The organism is Deltaproteobacteria bacterium (assembly GCA_016183235.1).
Taxonomy (GTDB): Bacteria; UBA10199; UBA10199; order DSSB01; family JACPFA01; genus JACPFA01.
The window spans coordinates 42,789-60,112 of the sequence record JACPFA010000033.1 but is presented as its reverse complement, the minus strand read 5'-3'; the positions used below and the strand labels follow the sequence as shown (position 1 = coordinate 60,112).

Below are 17,324 nucleotides of genomic sequence, written 5' to 3'. Positions count from 1 at the left end.
GAACTTACAATGAAAAGAAATAAAGCCTTTTCGTTATTATTTATATTATTATTATCCTCTCCTGCTTTGGCCATCATGAATATCAAGATCGAAGATACCGACGTTGATGGAGTCAAGGCCCGCAAGCTCAATTGCCAGCTATCGCAGGCGTCATTCATGGGTTCTATTATGATGACGGCTTTTTTAGGTTCGAATAAAAAGACTTTTGAATCGTGCGGGCTTAAAGGAAAAGAAGTTTCTTTGGAATGGGTCTGGAACGCCGGGAAGGTAGATTCACTAAAATTGCTAAACCCCAATGATAGCACTTTAGCGGCTTGCCTAAGCAAAGGCCTCCAAGGCCAGGCCATCGAAGGCTCAGGCAAATGCCAAGGCTACGTCAGCGTGCCTTACTAACAAGTCCTCTGTATAGGCTACAGCTTGCTTCGGCTTATGGGCTGCGAGTGCGTCAGATTTCGCAAAAAGTCCTCGACGTACCCTAAGGTACGCCTGCGGGCTTTTTGCTCATTTTCCTTCTCTCGCCACATAATCCTCGCAATCTGTAGCCTATACAGAGGACTTGTTAGTAAAAAAAATTTGACCGTATTGCTGGATGTGCTTTTTAAATTCTGGGTTAGTTACAGTATTAAAATCAACTCAAACTACCATGTCATTCTGAACCCAGAGGCCCTTCGGCAGCCCTCAGGGTAAATTCCGAATCTTCTGCTTGTGAGTTTTTATTTTTCAAGGTTTGATAGAGTTCTTTAAGAATAGAAAAATATTTATTTTGAATCAAATCAACAATTTTCAAACAGGTAGCTTCATCATAGGCATACACGGTTAGGTTACGGTTATCGAGCGCTTCTATCCAAATCTCTCCATGGTTGATCACTTGGGCCTGATAGGCTTGCTTCAACGTTTCTCGGGGGCTATTCACTTGAAAGCCTTGTGATTCAAGATAATCTTTAAGTGTTTTCCATGCTAATTCAAAGCTAAGCTCAAAAAATTGAATCAGCCCCGCCCGCTCTGTATCAGAAGGTTTTTTGATTTTAAGTGCTATTTCTAGCTGCAAAAAAGATTTTTCAAAGTTTTGAAATCTCTGTTTCCAACGTACATTTTTCATAATGTGCCCGGGGCCGGAATCGAACCGGCACGTCCCTATTCGGAACTCAGGATTTTAAGTCCTGTGCGTCTACCTATTTCGCCACCCGGGCCTTAAAGATACGGTTTCCATAAATGCCCCATGCCTGCGTTAAAATTAATTTTCTTCGCTCGACGTACAGCCAGCTCGGATCAAGAGCTTATACGCTTCCATAGTTTGCCTTCAGCCACTGGCTGAAGTTTACCTATTACGCGAGTACGCCTCGCTTGAAAATTAATTTTGCCTTGGCCTGGGACATTTCTGAAAACCTTTATACAAATTTCCCCTATCCCACTAGTGAAAATAAGGGAGTTTGGCAATCGTTGATTCAAACCCAATGGGTGGTTACAATTTGTGACCACTTCGTCTTTGGTATGATTATTGCTTTTAATCATCGACCATGAATAATTTAGTTCCCATTTATGAAATTACCGAACGAATTTTATTCCTTCGTGGCCAAAAAGTCATTTTAGATGCTGATTTGGCGGGTCTTTATGGGGTTTCGACAAAAGTTTTAAACCAAGCTGTGAAAAGAAATAGTTCAAGATTTCCCAAGGATTTTATCTTTCAAATTACTAAGAAAGAGAAACATGAGGTGGTCACAATTTGTGACCACCTCAAAAAGCTTAAATTTTATAAGGGGTTACCATGCGTGTTCACTGAGCATGGGGCTATTATGGCAGCATCGCTGCTAAACAGTCAGCATGCCATCGAGGCTAGCATTTATGTAGTTCGTGCCTTTGTAAAAATGCGTGAGCTTGTCTCTCATCACAAAGAGCTTTTTGAAAAGATGACCGAATGAGAGAAAGTAGTTTCAAAACACGACAGTCATATTCGCACATTATTTGAAGCTATTCGTGAATTGATGAAACCTCCGACAAAATCAAAAAAGCAAATTGGGTTTAAAGTTGATCAAAAGAATACTTAAGATTTTTATCTTTACTTGCTGAATAAATGATTTTTTTCTCAAGATCATACTTTAGCACTTGGCCATCATAAGGGTCGATGGGAGGGTGGGGAAGGTAAGTGGGAGATAAGTCCTCTAAAGTTTTCGGATAATCTCCTTTTTCAAGTTTGTAAGCTTGAATGGCCATTAGGCTTTGGGTGGTGGCAAGGAGCCAATCTTCTTCACACCTTTTTTCAATGTGTCGTACGAGGTCAAGGGAAACCATTTCAACCATCAGCTTACCCATTATATTTTCGGTAAAATACATGATGACGCGAGATTTTTGAGTAGGTTGTGGGATGTCCGCTAAATCCCCACAGGGGAGGGATATTTTTTCGATTATGGCTCGAGTATTTTCGGCCTTCATTTGTAGTGTCTTATTGGGTCTAAAATAATAACCAATCTCGATTGTTCGAGAACGTGGGTCACCTTTCTTAAACCATTTTTTTAAAAAAGATTTATTATCTTTGATTAAGATGTTCCGTTCATTAATATTTTTTGGATTCTTGAATAAATTTTTGAACAAGGCGTATTCAAATTTCATTGCATTAATTAAACCACGTTCATTGTCATAAAATGGTTCTAATGATTGGATATAACTTTGTAGATCTTCAACCGGTGTTGAATTCGAAAGAATCGTTTGTTGTATGATGTTTATCCCTTGTTGTTTAAGAGAGCTTCCTACCATATAAAACAAAAGGCTTGTGACCGAATCCTGCATTTTTTGTCCGAATTTCATTAGTTGTAAGGATTGGTTAATGGCTTCATGATGAAGCCGTTTTTTGGTAAGGGACAATAAATAGAGGGTTTCGAGTTTACTTAGATCCATTATTGAAAACGCGTTTACGAACGATTTTGTTTTAAAACTTATTTCTTCAGGATTGCTAAAAGCAGGGTTTTGAAAGGCTGGCCTTTGCATTGCAGCATGAAAGTGGTCCAAAGTAGCCTGATTTTGTGAAAGTAGTTCATCAGCCAATTTCTCATCCCAAGTTTTTCCCTCCACCATGTCAAAAAGTTCAAGGTTTCGTTCGTGCTCATCAATAATAGATTTAAGATTTGCCACGGCTTTGACTAAATCAAAATAGCCATTGCCCTGTTCTAAGATGGAAATTTTACCGAGTAGAAGGTCTGAATCATCGATGGGAGAAATATCGTGAGTGATCCAACCAAGAAAAATCGGTGAATAAAAAACCAATAAGCCAAACGCGCTAAGAATTCCCACTAACAGCAGAATTTTTTTTGTTTTAGTTTTCAATCAAATAAACCTCTATTTTATTTTGTTCTGTTTTACAATTGGTCACAATTTGTGACCAGTCCAACTGGCATGGTAATTGCTAAGATAAAATTTTATGAGAGATTTAATCTCAATTGATGAAATTACCAAACGTATTTTCTTCTTACGTGGATACAAAGTAATGTTCGCTAGCGATCTAGCAATGCTTTATAGTGTGCAAACCAAGGTTTTAAACCAGGCGGTAAGGCGAAACCTTGATCGATTTCCCATGGACTTTATGTTTGAACTTACATGGGATGAGGTAGGAGTGATTCAATCAAGGTCACAAATTGTGACCTTGATTAAAGGTAAAAATATCAAGCACTTACCAATCGTTTTTACTGAACAAGGGGTTGCTATGCTTTCAAGTGTGCTGAGGAGCAAAAACGCTGTTCGGGTAAACATCGAAATTATGCGAGCTTTTGTCAAAATGAGAGAAGTGGTGAGTCATCACAAAGAACTTGAAGCCTCCGATAAAATCAAAGAGGCAAATTGGATTTTAAAGAATGAGGCCAGGGTGGGAATTGAACCCACGTGTAAAGGTTTTGCAGACCTCTGCCTTACCACTTGGCTACCTGGCCAAAAATTTTCGCAAGAAAATTTTTCCTCTATTTTCTCATGCTATTTTCTAGTGCGAAAATTTTAGAAAATGGCATTAGAAAATGGAAAATAGAGGATTGAAGACGAACAAATAGTCTGTTTTCCCTAATGAAGTTAGAAAACTTTTGCAATCATTGATTCAAAAAGATCTGTTCTAATTGCCTTGTTTAGAACATTAGTTTAGGTCATATTCAGTACCATGAGGAAAAAATCCAAGAAGATTAAGGTGTTAATTAGCGAATCCGCCTTAAAAAAAAGAATGGCGAGCTTGGCTAAAGAAATCCATCGAGCGACGAGTGGGCAGGATCTGGTTGTGGTTGGGGTGCTTAAAGGGGCCTTTGTTTTTATGAGTGATCTTGTTCGTCACCTAAAGCAACCGGTTACTTGCGACTTTTTGCGGATTAGCAGTTATGATGCCAGGGGAAAACCTCGGCAACTGCGCTTAGAATTTGATCTCACCCAGCCCATTGCCAATAAACATGTGCTGGTGGTAGAAGACATCGTCGATACGGGTTCTTCACTTCAATTTATCCGTGAACATTTACTTTCTAAAAATCCGAAATCTCTAAAAATTTGCGCCCTTTTGAAAAAAGAAAGTGAAAAAAATACTCCGGTGGAATTTATAGGGTTCACCATTAAAAATTTATATGTGGTGGGGTATGGTATGGATTTAAATGGTCAATACCGGCATTTACCCTATATAGGGTATCTCGAGCCTAAATAGTACTAGACACCTCCTTAAAATTTATTATAAAAATTCGCGGATTTGAGGAACTTATTATGATGTTGTTAGAAAATATTTTACTCGCCTTTGAAGAAACCACTGGCCGTTTAAAAGAGGCCCCTTGTCTTAAGTATAAGAAAAACAAAGATTGGAATGTCCTTTCTTGGAATCAATCCTTAGAAAAAGTAATTCAAATTTCTGAAGGTTTGAAAAAAATGGGGATTAAACGGGGAGATAAAGTTTGCATCCTTTCCTTAACTCGTTATGAATGGACTCTAACCGACTTAGCCATTTTATCGTTGGGGGCCATCACGGTTCCCATCTATCAATCTACCTTGCCCGATGAAGCCCTTCACATCCTCAACGATTCAGGGGCCAAGGCTATTTTTGTAGAAGATAAAAATCAATTAGAGAAGGTCTTTGGAATTCGCGATGGTATTAAAAGTTTGAAAAAAATCATTTTGTTTACCGGTAAAAGCAATGAACCTGAAGTGCTAACCTTTAAAGAATTGATGCGGATGGGCGAAGGCACCGACCCGCAAGATTTTTCTTTGCGAATTAAAGAAATTACCCGCGATGATTTAGCAACTTTGGTTTACACTTCGGGTACCACCGGCATGCCCAAAGGCGTGATGTTAACTCATGATAATATCATTAAAGAAGTAGAGGCCATGAGAGAGGCCTTTCAGTTAACCGGGCAAGAAGTAAGCATCATGTTTTTGCCTTTGGCTCATATTTTGGCTAGGGCGGTGCAGTTTTTTCAATTGGCGGTGGGTTTTGTGCATGCCTACGCCGAAAGCATCGATCATCTGGTTGATAATATCCAAGAGGTCAACCCCCATTTTATTGTGGCCGTGCCGCGTATTTTTGAAAAAATTCATACGAAGGTGATGAGCGATGTGGAAAATGCTTCTCTATTAAAACAAAAGATTTTCCAGTGGGCTTCAGACTTAGGTCGCAGAGTAGGGGAATCTCGCATTAAAGGGCAAAAAATTTCACTTTTGGATTCTTTGAGTTATTCGGTGGCTAGTTCTTTGGTATTTTCAAAGCTCCATGAAAAATTAGGGGGGCGAATTCGCTTTTTTGTTTCAGGGGGTGCGCCCTTAGCTAAAGAGATCGCCGAATTTTTTAACGCCGCTGGTCTAGTTATTCTAGAAGGTTATGGTTTAACCGAAACCACGGGGGCTACCAATGTTAACACCTTAACTCACTGTAGATTTGGAACCGTGGGTCAAACCGTAAAATACGCCGAACAAAAAATTGCCGAAGATGGTGAAATTTTAGTGCGGGGCGGAATGGTTTTTAAAGGTTATTATAATAATCCTCAGGCCACGGCCGAAGCTTTTGTAGAAGATTGGTTTAAAACCGGCGATATTGGCGAATTTGACCAAGACGGTCATTTGCGCATTACCGATCGAAAAAAAGATATCATCGTAACGGCGGCTGGCAAAAATGTGGCCCCTCAAAATATCGAAAATTTAATCAAAACAGAACCTGTGATTAGTCAGGTCATGGTGCATGGTGACAAGCGCAAATATCTTTCGGCATTGATTACTTTGAATGAACAAGAAGTGCATCATTATGCGCAAAAACGAGGGCTCAATGGGGTACCTTATCAAGAGTTGGTGCAACATCCCAAGATTTTTCAAATGGTCAAAAAACTCATTGATGAAAAGAATCGGCAATTGCCCAGCTATGAAACCATTAAAAAATTTGCGATTTTAGGAAATGATTTTTCTATTGAAAGCGGCGAGTTAACCCCATCTCTTAAAGTAAAACGGAAATTCGTTAGCCAGAAATATAAAGAAGTTTTAGATAGCCTTTATAAAGATTAGTGTATATAAAAGCTTACTTTTCATAAATCATAAGGAGGATCGTCCATGAATCAACCAACTCAAAGCTCCCCAACCTCAGGTGGTTCAGGGTTAGCACCCAATGTCGCTTCACTGTTGTGTTACATCTGTGGTTTTGTGACAGGGATCATTTTCTTACTCATCGAAAAAGACAACAAAGACGTTAAATTTCATGCCTGGCAATCCATCCTGTTAGGTGGTGGTTTCATGGCCTTTTATCTGGTGATGGCAATTTTTATTTCCATTCTGGCGACCTTTTCGCTGGCCTTAGCCGGTATTTTTACTGCCATTTCTTGGCTCGTGTGGTTGGCGGTGTTTATCGTCATGATTGTTTGCATGGTAAAGGCTTATCAGGGCCAAAAGTGGAAAGTTCCATACCTTGGCGATATTGCCGAAAAACAAGCCGCTAAATAATCGATTGACCCAATCGCAGACTACTACGGTAAATTAACTTTTAAATAGGCTGTCATCCCCGCGAAGGCGGGGATCCAGTGCTCATCGTGTCCACAGAAATGCTGGATCCCCGCCTTCGCGGGGATGACAGAGGTTTAAGAATATTAGTTACATTAGCTGTTTTGTTCTCGATAGCTTTGTTCATCCCGCTTCGGTGGATTGAGACAACTCCGTTGTGTGTTGTTAAGTTAGCTTTAGGTTTTGAATGCCCGGGTTGTGGGTTGACCCGGGCTTTTTATTTTTTAATTCACTTACAATTTTTATCTGCTTTGAAAATGAATGCGGCGGTTTATCCGTTGGCGTTATTATTTTTTCTTTGGGGGGTGAGCCATAGCTTTCGCTTGTTTTGGGGGCGGTACCCCATGTGGTCAAGCAAAAGGGGTAATCAAATGATCAGCAGCTCTTTTTTAGTACTTTTATTCTTACAATGGATGTTGAAATTATTACCTCGCTTGACAGCAACTCTATCCCTTGTTAATTCAGGGGTTACTTTTTAAAAAGCAAAGACCCTTTAACTTGGAGGTAATCAATGTCTGCGAAAGACTTATTTACAACAAAGATCCCGGAAAAATTAAAAAAGAATGCAGATAAAACAACCGGTATTAAATCGATTTATGAATTTAATGTCTCGGGGGATGAAGGTGGCGTTTGGTCGCTCGATTTTACCCAAGGCGAAGGCAAAGTAGTTGAAGGGTCAACCGGCAAAGCCAATTGTACGGTTAGTATCACGACCGAAAATCTTGGTCAAATTCTTGATGGCAAACTGAATCCCCAAATGGCCTTTATGACCGGCAAGCTTAAAGTGGCCGGCGACATGGGCTTGGCAATTAAATTGGGAAGTATTTTGGACTAAATGTCATTGTGAGGCCAAGGCTCTTCTGTCATTGCGAGCCCAGCAGGGCGAAGCAATCTCTCTGTGTCTAACCGGTGGGATTGCTTCGCCCTGCTGGGCTCGCAATGACAGCCTAATCCTTACTTTCTTCAAACTCCGCGTCTACAACGTTATCTTTTTCTTTCTTCTCTTCTTTAGGTGCTTCTTCGCCACTTGCGCCCTTGGCTTCGCTCGCTTTGTAGAGCAGCTCGCCTAATTTTTGAGAGGCCTGTTGTAATTTATCGATCCCGCTTTTCATGGCGGCTGCATCTTCTTTTTTGATGGCTTCTTTTAATTCTTCGATGGCCTTTTCAATCGTGGAGACTGTGGCCGCATCGACCTTGTCTTTGTTTTCTGTTAAGACTTTTTCAGTACTATAAACCAACGAGTCGGCAGCATTGCGAGTTTCAATGGTTTCACGTTTTTGTTTGTCTTCATGTTCATGCTTTTTGGCGTCGTTCACCAAATTTTCTACTTCGTCTTTCGAAAGCGAAGTGGTGGCGGTGATGGTGATATGTTGTTTTTTATCGGTGGCCTTATCCATCGCACTCACATTCAAAATACCGTTCGCATCAATATCAAAAGTAACTTCAACTTGGGGGATGCCACGAGGTGCAGGTGGAATGCCATCGAGATGAAACCGCCCCAGCGATTTATTATCGTTGGCCATTTCGCGTTCACCTTGCACAACGTGAATTTCAACACTGGTTTGCCCATCGGCTGCGGTAGAAAACACTTGGGATTTTTTGGTGGGGATTGTGGTGTTACGTTCGATCAAGCGAGTCATAACTCCACCTAAGGTTTCAATTCCCAATGATAGAGGTGTAACATCTAAGAGCAAGACATCTTTAACGTCGCCCGCTAACACGCCGCCTTGAATAGCGGCGCCTACGGCTACCACTTCATCGGGGTTCACACCCTTGTGTGGGTCTTTGCCAAAGAATTTCTTAACCCCTTCTTGAATTTTGGGCGTACGAGTGGAACCACCCACCAACACCACTTCATCAATATCCGAGGGTTTGCGGTTGGCGTCTTTTAAAGCCTGTTTGAGGGGCTCAAAACTGCGTTGGACAAGGTCATCAACCAGCGATTCAAATTTAGCCCGAGTGAGTTTGATATTAAGATGTTTAGGGCCATTTTGATCGGCGGTTAAGAAAGGCAAGTTAATTTCGGTTTCGACCGTACTTGAGAGTTCGATCTTGGCCTTTTCAGAGGCTTCTTTGAGCCGTTGCAAAACCATTTTGTCTTTGCTGACATCAATGCCTTGGTCTTTTTTAAATTCTTCAATCAAATAATCAATGATGCGTTGGTCGAAATTGTCACCGCCTAAGTGAGTATCGCCGTTGGTTGCAATAACCTCGACCACTTTGTCGCCCACTTCAAGAATGGAGATATCGAAGGTACCACCGCCAAAGTCATAAACTGCAATAATCTCACTTTCTTTTTTATCAAGCCCGTAAGCTAGGGCTGCGGCAGTGGGTTCATTGATAATACGGCGCACTTCGAGGCCAGCGATTTTGCCAGCATCTTTGGTGGCTTGGCGTTGGGCATCGTTAAAATAAGCAGGAACCGTAATCACAGCTTCGGTGACTTTTTCGCCCAGATAATCTTCAGCGGCCTGTTTCAGTTTAAGTAAAATCTTTGAAGAAATTTCTTGTGGGGTAACTTCTTTACTTTGGGCAGAAATATTGGCGGCGCCATTTTTGCCCTCCACCACATGGTAGGGCACGCGTTTGCTTTCTTCATGTACTTCTTTAAACTGACGCCCCATAAAGCGTTTGACACTGTAAATGGTATTTTCAGGGTTGGTGATGGCCTGACGTTTCGCCACTTGGCCGCACAAAATTTCTCCATCTTTGGTAAAACCGACGACCGAAGGTGTGGTGTTGGTGCCTTCTTGGTTGGGAATAACTTTAACCTCGCCACCCTCCATGACCGCGACAACACTGTTAGTCGTTCCGAGGTCTATCCCAATGATTTTCTTTGAATTTTTCGTAGCCATGCAGCATACTCCTTCATGGTTTTAGATTCCCAAATTCCTTTGTTTTAAGATGAGCATCAAAGCCCATGCGTCAAGGGGCTAGCCTCATCATTTTAATGAATTTTTTCTCGACTTGCGTCTTGAATCAACTCTCTCATCATCCCGTATTTTGCCATGGTTTCAATGCTGGCGATGGCCGCTCGAAGTGAAACGGCGATGAGGGGTACTCCCGCTAAAGAGATAATCAGGTCGGCATTTAAAATCAACCCCTTATCGAGAATTCGGTCGAGTAAGTCCACCAATGTGGCATGGCCTGAACGAGCGGGTTCCATGTGTTCACACTATTTATAAATTTACAAAACTGTAGGGAGGCCAGGGGCCCGTAAATCGAACAAAGAATCCATCTATCTTTCCGATCTTGTCTAATTGATCCCCCAATCGGGCAATACTTTCCTTGGGAGCCAGGCAAGACAGATTGGCAAGCATCTGGCGGGGCGCCTCTTCTTTTTTTGTTTTTTCAACCTTGACCTCCTCAGTGCACTCTTTGATCTTTTGATAGAATTCCTTAAAATAGGCATCTGCCGCTATTTCGAGCCGCTCTTTGAGGAGGGCTTCCAATTGCTGCTTTAAAAGATAGGCCGTGCCAGGGGGGGCTGCTTGAATTTTTGCCTCAAGTAACTGAAAATTAGCGTCCCGCTGTGTGATTCGAGGGGCTATGCGCAAAGGGTCCCACGAGATCTGCACACCATACTCCGCCTTTCCTTCAAGCCTTGCCAATTTTTCTCTGAGGGCAATGGCCTCTTTTTCAAGCCAGGCCAAGAGATTCTCACGGGCCGATTTTCCATCTTTCTCGATGACAATCGTATCAAAGCTGAAAGGAAGTACCGTTGCAAAACGTTCCCAGGCAAAATCTACCACGGCCTGATGGGTTAAAATCCATTCCGAGATCAGTTTGGGATCCTTTGAGGAAAAAGGCTCACCACAAGATTGCACCACCGCGGAAAGTCCAGCGGTCGATACCGTAAAAACTGCCTCTCCCCCAATCCCTTTGAGCACTAGATCCTCCTCCTGAGACCCCACAGCGACGCAAAATAGGTAAATCCCTTTAGACATTAAAACACCCATCTTTTTCGGCGTTGATGGGGTTTGCAACCGTATGAATCATGCTGTTCACGAGATCATCCAAGCCATCTCTCACCGACCGGACTGCTTCGGAAACACCTTGTTCTTCTTTGATCTGTTCAATCGCGCGGTCAAGCTCTAGGAGTGCGTTGCCCAACCGTTCAATTTGCTGCTCAGTCAAGCGCCCCCCCTCCATTCTTTTGACCGACTGGATCTTCAAGGTGTCGCGTATCACTTCAACCACTGCCAGCACAAGCCCCAGTACTCCGTGTTTGAGTTCTTTGTCGTCAATTTCGAGTTTCATATAACACCCCGTTTTTTAAACCTTCGCTGACACGGGCGCATTTATTCGCGTGTCGGAAGGAAAGGCGAGCCCCCACTTGGCCGCTGTCTCAAAAGAGGCGATGGCGGCGCGCAGTTTGATGGAAATAAGTTCGGTTTGACAAAGCGAAATTACGATATCGGCGTTGATGACCAACCCCTTATCGAGGACACGTTCCACCACATCGGCTAAACTCTCCCCATGAGTTGAATGTTGCATGGCGAACTTCCTTCCTTAAATTTCCTCTCGCTCTTCCGTTGCGTAACTTCGTTCGCGGGAAGCGGTTTGAGCAAAACTCACAATCTCAAGGGTCGGATCGAGCACCACGGTGTAGACGTTTCTGTCAAAGATTGTAGGATGTCCCAATTTTTTGAGGTATTCGTTGAGTTCTGTTACCTCAACTTTTGCCTCCCAATTGGCTTCAAACTTCGCCATCTTGATAAAACGTATCATTTCCCGCTCTTTTCCAAGCTCCGTTGCGAGAAAATCAACGACCTTTTGTTGTGCTTCATGGATACCAAACATAACTTTACTCCTGCCTTTCTTGAATTTCCGAAAGTCTCTTCAGTAGCTCTACTTCTTTTGCCTCGTATTCTTGCTCGGCAATCTCGCCCATATCGAGTTTGGCTTGAAGGGTCATGAGTTCCTCTTGAATCTTGTCGGGATCAAAGAGCTCCTTGTCGGCCATGGTTCGAAGTTTCTCGCCGAGCCATTTAACCCCCTTGATGGGGGCAAGCAATAGGTCATCCAACAGAAACATTTTTTTCTCCTTGCACCGTGGCGTGGCTTGGCTCTTCTCGCCACTTGATAACGATTTCTACAAAATTGAACGGCGGCACAGGGCCGACATACTTGAACTGCAGCAGGCCTTTGTATTTTTCATCCAGGGACAAAACCTTGGCGCTCAAGGCTGGCTCAACACCCTTTTTGAGCAGGAACGCCGCGTTTAAAATCATGGCATCTCCCAGCGTGTTATTTTTCTTCGACCGAGTTGCGAGTGGAACAAGTTCTGCCATCAAGGCGTCGACCATGGCTTGGTTCTTTTGCTGGATCGCCGTTTGAACCCAATGCCCAATGTCAACCAGTTCAATGCGTCTCTCTGCTTCGGTCTGCAAAAGGATTTTCTTTTTTTTCTCTAAAATCTTTTCATCGGTTTCACCTATCTCACGAAAAATACGGTCGAGGTTTGTCCACCGAACTCGCAACCCATATTCCTCTTTCCCTTCGATTTCGGCGAATTCTTTCCGAAACTCCTGCGCCTTGGGTACGAGCACCTCGTCAACAATCTTTTCCTTGCGCTCCGTCATGGTGCAAAACCGGACCGGCAGCACCGAACGCCCCTGCATCACTGTTTCATTCACCTTTTGGTGAGCGATCAAATAGTCGCGCACCAGTGGATACTTTTTCATCGGTTCCTCGGAAACCACCGCGGCAAACTCACCGCCGGGTACCACAAAGACCGCGCTGGTACCATGAATCCCAAGGCAGTTCCATTTCATTTCCCCGCGGTTTTCAATGATGCAATAGAGCCAAAGTCCATTCATAAATTCTCACTCCCAATGCATTTCTAGATTAACAAAACTAAACGGAGGAATCGGGCCAATATATTTAACATCAATCCGTTTATGATGCTCCCGCCCCATTTTGTCTACCTGCGCATCAAACTCGCCAAGCCACGCCTTATCTATCAGGAAGGAAGCGGTGACGACCATGTCTTCTGTCTTGTTTTCTTCCTCCTTGAATCGGACCGACATTTTTTTTAGGGGTCGAAGATATTCCTCCCCCTCAACCGCTTTTTTTTCTTCTAGGGCGACTTCGACCATTTGTCCGGCCTGGATCAGGCCTTGCATGTCTTTGCCGCCCCCTGTTTTAATTTCTTTTATCTTGCGGTTTTCAAGGGTCATTTCCTCGTAAATCTCTTTCATGTTTTTCCAAATGATTTTGATCCCGATCTCCACCTTTCCCTCTAAATCTTTTAGGCTGTTTTTGAGTTGACGCTCGTTGTCCTCCAAAAAAGAGAGTATCTCATCGGTTGATTCGGCCACGGTGCAAAATCGCATGGGAAGAATTGTGTAGTCTTCTGCCACTTTTTCAATCACGCGGGTATGGGTCGTGAGGTTTTCTTTGGAAAGGGTGTAGTGATCCAGCGAGGCATCGCTGATCACCGCGGCCAATCCTTGAGTGCCCACCGTAATCACTTCACTTTCACCCCCTCCCATTCCTATGGGCCCAAAATTTGGGGCTTCGTCGGTTGCGATAATTCCATACATATATTTTCCTTCATGCCGCACAGTGCGACTCCTGTTGTGCTGCGCAGACCTCCAACCGTGAAAAACTCTCTACCGCGGCCCTTTCGAGCGACTTGGGTCCGTCTTTGCAATAGTCAGCGACCATTTCATAGGCCTTGTTGATGTCTTCAAACCCAGCCTCGTTTTGAGAAGGTTTTAAACAGTGATCCGGATGAAACTCTTTAGATAATTGTCGGTAGATTTTTTTGAGTTCTAATAATTCGGTCCGGCCGTTTAAACGAAGCATGGCGGCCGCCTGTTGAATCTGGACGGGGTCAAACCGTTTGATCATGATCGTTGCAAAACTATAAGGGGGGAGGGGACCCACGCATTTGAAATGGATTTTTCCACCAAAATGGGCATCTACTTTTTCGAGCTTTGTCATAAAATTCTTTTCTTCTTGATGGGGGACTAGAAAAGATGAATTGAGGATCATGGTGTCATTCAACAGATCGTGAGGAGCGACATTATAGTTGAAAAGGGCCTGGGTAATTTCGCCTTTCCATTGTTCGGCCCTTTGTTTTAGGGCCTTGGCAAGGAGCATGCCCACAAAGGCCACGTCGCCGTTGGTGTGGCCGTGGGTTACTGCCTTTTTACACGCAGCGATTTCAGGATCTTCTTCGGCAATCTCCTGGAGGGTTTTTTTCACATCCCAAGTTGCGATGACGTCGATTTCGGTGCAGCCTTTCATTTGCCCCATGAGTTTGGTTAGCGCTTCTCTTCCCTCTTGCAAAATCCGGGTTGCTTCCGATTCATCCTTTAGGGTCGTTCCGAATTTGAAGGGAAGGACAAAAAAACGTTTCATGACGGTCTCGAGTGTTTGTTGGTGGGACAGGAGAAGCCCCACCAGTTTTTCTTTCGGCATGTGAAAAAAATCTTCTTGGGGTGAAGGGCCCACCATAGCCGCCAGCCTCCCCGCGGGCAAAATCTCTACCTGCTGGCGGTCAAAGCCGATTGGCCCTAGGGCGACCTTGTCTTGGCTATCAATGACCCCGTAAAGATACAGACTCATGTCGCGTCCCCCTTCTTCTTTGCGGCAGCGTCAAAATGTGCCTTGCGGACCCAAAATTTTTCGGCCTTTTCGTTGGCATCTTTTGGATGGGCCCCGATAAACTCCCGAATGGCAAGGGTGATGGCCTGTTTGCAGATGGCCTCGATCTCTGCCCCGCTCATCCCTTCCGTTTCCCGAGCCAATTTGGACATGTTGATCCCTTGCTCCATGGGCCTGTCTCGGGTGTGGATCTTGAAGATAGCCTCCCTTGCGTCAATGTCGGGGAGGCCCAACTGAATCAAGTGATCAAAGCGCCCGGGCCTAAGGATGGCCGGATCAATCAGGTCTGTTCGATTGGTGGCGCCAAGCACAACCACCCCTCTCAATTCTTCCAGCCCATCCAACTCGGTTAAAAATTGGCTGATCGTTCGGCCCATGACCCCCGAATCTCCCTCTCCGGAACTCCGCCGTGGCGCAATTGAATCCATCTCGTCGAAAAAAAGGATGCAAGGGGCCGCGGATTTTGCCTTCTTGAAGACTTCGCGGATTCCCTTTTCAGACTCTCCAATCCATTTAGAAACAAGCTCAGGGCCCTTGATAGAAATAAAGTTGACCTCCGATTCGGTGGCCAGGGCCTTGGCGAGCAAGGTCTTTCCTGTCCCCGGCGGTCCCCCCAACAGAATTCCCTTTGTTGGTTTGAACCTAGCCTTTTCGAAAAGTTTGTCGTAGCGCAGCGGCCATTCGACGCTTTCCCTCAAAATCATTTTTGCGTTGTCAAGTCCGCCGATGTCGGCCCAGTGGACGTTGGGTACTTCAATGGAGACCTCGCGAATGGCTGAGGGTTCCACCTCATTGAGTGCTTGCATGAAGTGAGTGTGATTTACCTCGAGTGATTCGATAACGTCGTAGGGGACATCTTCGAGGGTGATATCTCCCTTCTCCATCGATTCGCGCAGACAGCTCATCGCTGCTTCGCGGGCGAGGGCTTCGAGGTCTGCGCCAACGTAGCCATGAGTGATGTCGGCGAGTCGCTCCAGGCTGACGTCTGCGGCCATGGGCATGCCGCGGGTGTGGATCTCAAGGATCTTCAAGCGTCCGTCGCGGTCTGGAATTCCGATGACAATCTCGCGGTCAAAGCGGCCGGGTCGCCGCAATGCCTGGTCCAACAGATCGGGCATGTTGGTCGCCCCGATGACAATCAATTCACCGCGGGATTTCAGCCCATCCATGAGATTTAAAAGTGTTGCCACAATCCTTTTTTCCACCTCTCCCTGCACATTGGCCCGCTTTGGGGCCACCGAGTCGATCTCGTCGATGAAGATGATCGCTGGGGCATTGCGCGAGGCTTCCGCAAAAATGCTTCTTAAATGTTGCTCTGACTCGCCATAAAATTTGTGGACAATCTCGGGGCCTGCCACGGTGTAAAAATTGGCATCCGATTCGTGGGCCACCGCGCGGGCAATCAGCGTTTTTCCGGTACCCGGAGGTCCGTAAAGCAGAACCCCTTTGGGAGGATCAATGCCCAAACGCTCAAAAATTTGTGGGCTTTTGAGGGGCAGCTCGATCATCTCGCGAACCCGTTGAATCTCTTTTCCCAAACCTCCAACGTCTTCGTAGGAAATGGTTGCCTGGTCTGATTCACCCTTTGCTTCCTCTCTGCTTTTGGGTTCTTCGACCTTGATGGATGTCTGTGGTGTGACTAAAACAATGCCTTCAGGAGCGGTTTGGATCACATGAAATTGCCGAGTTCTTGAACCAAACAGGGCCACCTGTACCTTGTCACCTTTGGCCACTGGAAGCCCTTCAACCATGCGCCCCAGATAGCGGGTCTGTCCTGATGGATCGACCAAGCCTAACCGGGACAGGGTCTTGAGCGTTACGGATTTGGCTGGTTCAAAATTCCCCGGTGTCACCCGCACTTTTTCATCAAGACCGACCTTGGCATTTTCGCGCATAATTCCATCAATTTCGATCATCCCACGACCGCGGTGGTCTGAGAAGGTTGGCAGCACCTTGGCGCCAACGGTTCTTTCCCCCTTGATATGGATTACCTCTCCCACCTTTACGCCCAATTTCTCCATTTCCGCAGGGTCGATTCGTGCCACTCCACGCCCCACGTCTTTGGAGAGGGCCTCCCCGACACGAAGGGTCGCGCTTTTTGCTTCTGCCGTTTTTTCTTTGCGCTCGGGCATCATTTGACCTTCTTTTTGAGCTTGAGTTCCAACACACCGTTCGTGAATCTTTTTTCCTCGCTTGCTGGGTCGATTTTATGGGTGAGAAGGATCTCTTTGGAATATTTCTTGTTACCGGTTGTCGAAATCTGAACGATGTCGTCTCCTTGAATCTCACAAACCAGTTCAGGCTCTGAAACCCCCGGGAGTTCCACGACAATCCGCACAAAGCCGCCTTCGTCAAAAATATCCGTGAGGGGTTCGCGTGCCTCCTCCACGGTGGGTCCGGCGGGCTTTTGTTTTTTGACCGATTGCGCTGAGGGTTTGAATTTTGACAAATCACCAAACGGTTGGACCACCGGCCTTGCGGCGCCTCCCGGCCCGGTCATGGTCTTGATCGAAAAACCATAGACCCCATTGACGTCTTTTTGCCCATTGACCCCAAACGTCCCACTTTTTTCGATCCCTCCCGTCTTGCCAAGTTTATCGGCAAGTTCGATGAGGCTACCGAGCCCTTTGAAAAACCCGCCAAGTAGCCCCTTGCCACCAAGCTCAATTTCAGCATCTGGTTTCTGATTTTCTTTTTTGTGAGCATTTTTTTTAGCCATAAAC

21 protein-coding genes, 2 tRNA genes and 2 pseudogenes are annotated in these 17,324 nt (G+C 44.9%); 9 read left to right on the top strand and 16 right to left on the bottom strand.

Features of this window, described 5'->3' with window-relative positions; genetic code table 11:
- Positions 1–9 precede the first annotated feature (9 nt).
- Positions 10–393 carry a hypothetical protein gene (locus HYU97_08290; GenBank protein ID MBI2336740.1) on the top strand — a complete coding sequence of 128 codons (384 nt, stop codon included), beginning with the start codon at positions 10–12 and terminating at the stop codon, positions 391–393.
- A gap of 253 nt (positions 394–646) precedes the next feature.
- Here the strand turns inward: HYU97_08290 and HYU97_08285 are convergent, their stop codons facing one another.
- Positions 647–1,099, bottom strand: a complete 453-nt coding sequence (locus tag HYU97_08285) for a nucleotidyltransferase substrate binding protein (GenBank protein ID MBI2336739.1) — start codon at positions 1,097–1,099, stop codon at positions 647–649.
- A gap of 4 nt (positions 1,100–1,103) precedes the next feature.
- Positions 1,104–1,190, bottom strand: a tRNA-Leu gene (locus HYU97_08280).
- 154 nt (positions 1,191–1,344) lie between these two features.
- On the opposite strand from HYU97_08280, the gene HYU97_08275 reads away from it, so the two are divergent.
- Together HYU97_08275 and HYU97_08270 are read left to right on the top strand one after the other, a co-directional pair.
- The gene (locus HYU97_08275) at positions 1,345–1,521 is read left to right on the top strand and encodes a hypothetical protein (GenBank protein ID MBI2336738.1); all 177 of its coding nucleotides are present in this window, start codon (positions 1,345–1,347) and stop codon (positions 1,519–1,521) included.
- Positions 1,518–2,045 (top strand): annotated as a pseudogene (locus HYU97_08270) (ORF6N domain-containing protein). Before HYU97_08275 ends, HYU97_08270 begins: the two are co-directional and overlap by 4 nt.
- Here the strand turns inward: HYU97_08270 and HYU97_08265 are convergent.
- A complete protein-coding gene (locus tag HYU97_08265) occupies positions 2,020–3,318 on the bottom strand; it encodes a hypothetical protein (GenBank protein ID MBI2336737.1) in 1,299 nt (432 codons plus the stop codon). The pseudogene HYU97_08270 and the gene HYU97_08265 overlap by 26 nt on opposite strands.
- A 94-nt stretch (positions 3,319–3,412) precedes the next feature.
- Here HYU97_08265 and HYU97_08260 point away from each other — a divergent pair.
- A pseudogene (locus tag HYU97_08260) lies at positions 3,413–3,799 on the top strand (ORF6N domain-containing protein).
- 46 nt (positions 3,800–3,845) lie between these two features.
- Here the strand turns inward: HYU97_08260 and HYU97_08255 are convergent.
- A tRNA-Cys gene (locus tag HYU97_08255) sits at positions 3,846–3,917 on the bottom strand.
- A gap of 218 nt (positions 3,918–4,135) precedes the next feature.
- On the opposite strand from HYU97_08255, the gene hpt reads away from it, so the two are divergent.
- The 5 genes from hpt to HYU97_08230 all read left to right on the top strand — a co-directional run bounded on the left by hpt (position 4,136) and on the right by HYU97_08230 (position 7,819).
- A complete protein-coding gene (hpt, locus tag HYU97_08250) occupies positions 4,136–4,660 on the top strand; it encodes a hypoxanthine phosphoribosyltransferase (protein MBI2336736.1) in 525 nt (174 codons plus the stop codon).
- Positions 4,661–4,716: 56 nt separating this feature from the next.
- Positions 4,717–6,495, top strand: coding sequence for a long-chain fatty acid--CoA ligase (locus HYU97_08245; protein ID MBI2336735.1), 1,779 nt, complete (start codon positions 4,717–4,719; stop codon positions 6,493–6,495).
- A 45-nt stretch (positions 6,496–6,540) separates the two neighbouring features.
- On the top strand, positions 6,541–6,927 hold the full coding sequence (locus HYU97_08240) for a DUF4870 domain-containing protein (protein ID MBI2336734.1): 387 nt from the start codon (positions 6,541–6,543) through the stop codon (positions 6,925–6,927).
- A gap of 161 nt (positions 6,928–7,088) precedes the next feature.
- The gene (locus HYU97_08235) at positions 7,089–7,463 is read left to right on the top strand and encodes a DUF2752 domain-containing protein (GenBank protein ID MBI2336733.1); all 375 of its coding nucleotides are present in this window, start codon (positions 7,089–7,091) and stop codon (positions 7,461–7,463) included.
- A gap of 32 nt (positions 7,464–7,495) precedes the next feature.
- Positions 7,496–7,819, top strand: coding sequence for an SCP2 sterol-binding domain-containing protein (locus HYU97_08230; GenBank protein ID MBI2336732.1), 324 nt, complete (start codon positions 7,496–7,498; stop codon positions 7,817–7,819).
- Between the two features lie 112 nt (positions 7,820–7,931).
- On the opposite strand, the gene dnaK is transcribed toward HYU97_08230, so the two are convergent.
- The 12 genes from dnaK to HYU97_08170 all read right to left on the bottom strand — a co-directional run bounded on the left by dnaK (position 7,932) and on the right by HYU97_08170 (position 17,320).
- Positions 7,932–9,839, bottom strand: coding sequence for a molecular chaperone DnaK (dnaK, locus tag HYU97_08225; GenBank protein MBI2336731.1), 1,908 nt, complete (start codon positions 9,837–9,839; stop codon positions 7,932–7,934).
- Between the two features lie 92 nt (positions 9,840–9,931).
- Positions 9,932–10,150, bottom strand: coding sequence for a gas vesicle protein (locus HYU97_08220; GenBank protein MBI2336730.1), 219 nt, complete (start codon positions 10,148–10,150; stop codon positions 9,932–9,934).
- Positions 10,151–10,163: 13 nt separating this feature from the next.
- Positions 10,164–10,931: a GvpL/GvpF family gas vesicle protein gene (locus HYU97_08215; protein MBI2336729.1), complete on the bottom strand. Its 768-nt coding sequence runs from the start codon at positions 10,929–10,931 to the stop codon at positions 10,164–10,166.
- Positions 10,924–11,244, bottom strand: a complete 321-nt coding sequence (locus HYU97_08210; protein MBI2336728.1) for a gas vesicle protein K — start codon at positions 11,242–11,244, stop codon at positions 10,924–10,926. Before HYU97_08210 ends, HYU97_08215 begins: the two co-directional genes overlap by 8 nt.
- A 15-nt stretch (positions 11,245–11,259) precedes the next feature.
- On the bottom strand, positions 11,260–11,481 hold the full coding sequence (locus HYU97_08205) for a gas vesicle protein (protein MBI2336727.1): 222 nt from the start codon (positions 11,479–11,481) through the stop codon (positions 11,260–11,262).
- Between the two features lie 15 nt (positions 11,482–11,496).
- On the bottom strand, positions 11,497–11,787 hold the full coding sequence (locus HYU97_08200) for a hypothetical protein (protein MBI2336726.1): 291 nt from the start codon (positions 11,785–11,787) through the stop codon (positions 11,497–11,499).
- A gap of 4 nt (positions 11,788–11,791) precedes the next feature.
- Positions 11,792–12,022: a gas vesicle protein GvpG gene (locus HYU97_08195; GenBank protein ID MBI2336725.1), complete on the bottom strand. Its 231-nt coding sequence runs from the start codon at positions 12,020–12,022 to the stop codon at positions 11,792–11,794.
- Positions 12,006–12,806, bottom strand: coding sequence for a GvpL/GvpF family gas vesicle protein (locus HYU97_08190; GenBank protein MBI2336724.1), 801 nt, complete (start codon positions 12,804–12,806; stop codon positions 12,006–12,008). Before HYU97_08190 ends, HYU97_08195 begins: the two co-directional genes overlap by 17 nt.
- Before the next feature lie 6 nt (positions 12,807–12,812).
- A complete protein-coding gene (locus HYU97_08185) occupies positions 12,813–13,532 on the bottom strand; it encodes a GvpL/GvpF family gas vesicle protein (GenBank protein ID MBI2336723.1) in 720 nt (239 codons plus the stop codon).
- A 10-nt stretch (positions 13,533–13,542) separates the two neighbouring features.
- The gene (locus tag HYU97_08180) at positions 13,543–14,562 is read right to left on the bottom strand and encodes a GvpL/GvpF family gas vesicle protein (protein ID MBI2336722.1); all 1,020 of its coding nucleotides are present in this window, start codon (positions 14,560–14,562) and stop codon (positions 13,543–13,545) included.
- A complete protein-coding gene (locus HYU97_08175; protein ID MBI2336721.1) occupies positions 14,559–16,733 on the bottom strand; it encodes a CDC48 family AAA ATPase in 2,175 nt (724 codons plus the stop codon). Before HYU97_08175 ends, HYU97_08180 begins: the two co-directional genes overlap by 4 nt.
- Entirely contained in the window at positions 16,733–17,320 is a 588-nt protein-coding gene (locus tag HYU97_08170; protein MBI2336720.1) for an Hsp20/alpha crystallin family protein, read from the bottom strand. Before HYU97_08170 ends, HYU97_08175 begins: the two co-directional genes overlap by 1 nt.
- Positions 17,321–17,324 lie beyond the last annotated feature (4 nt).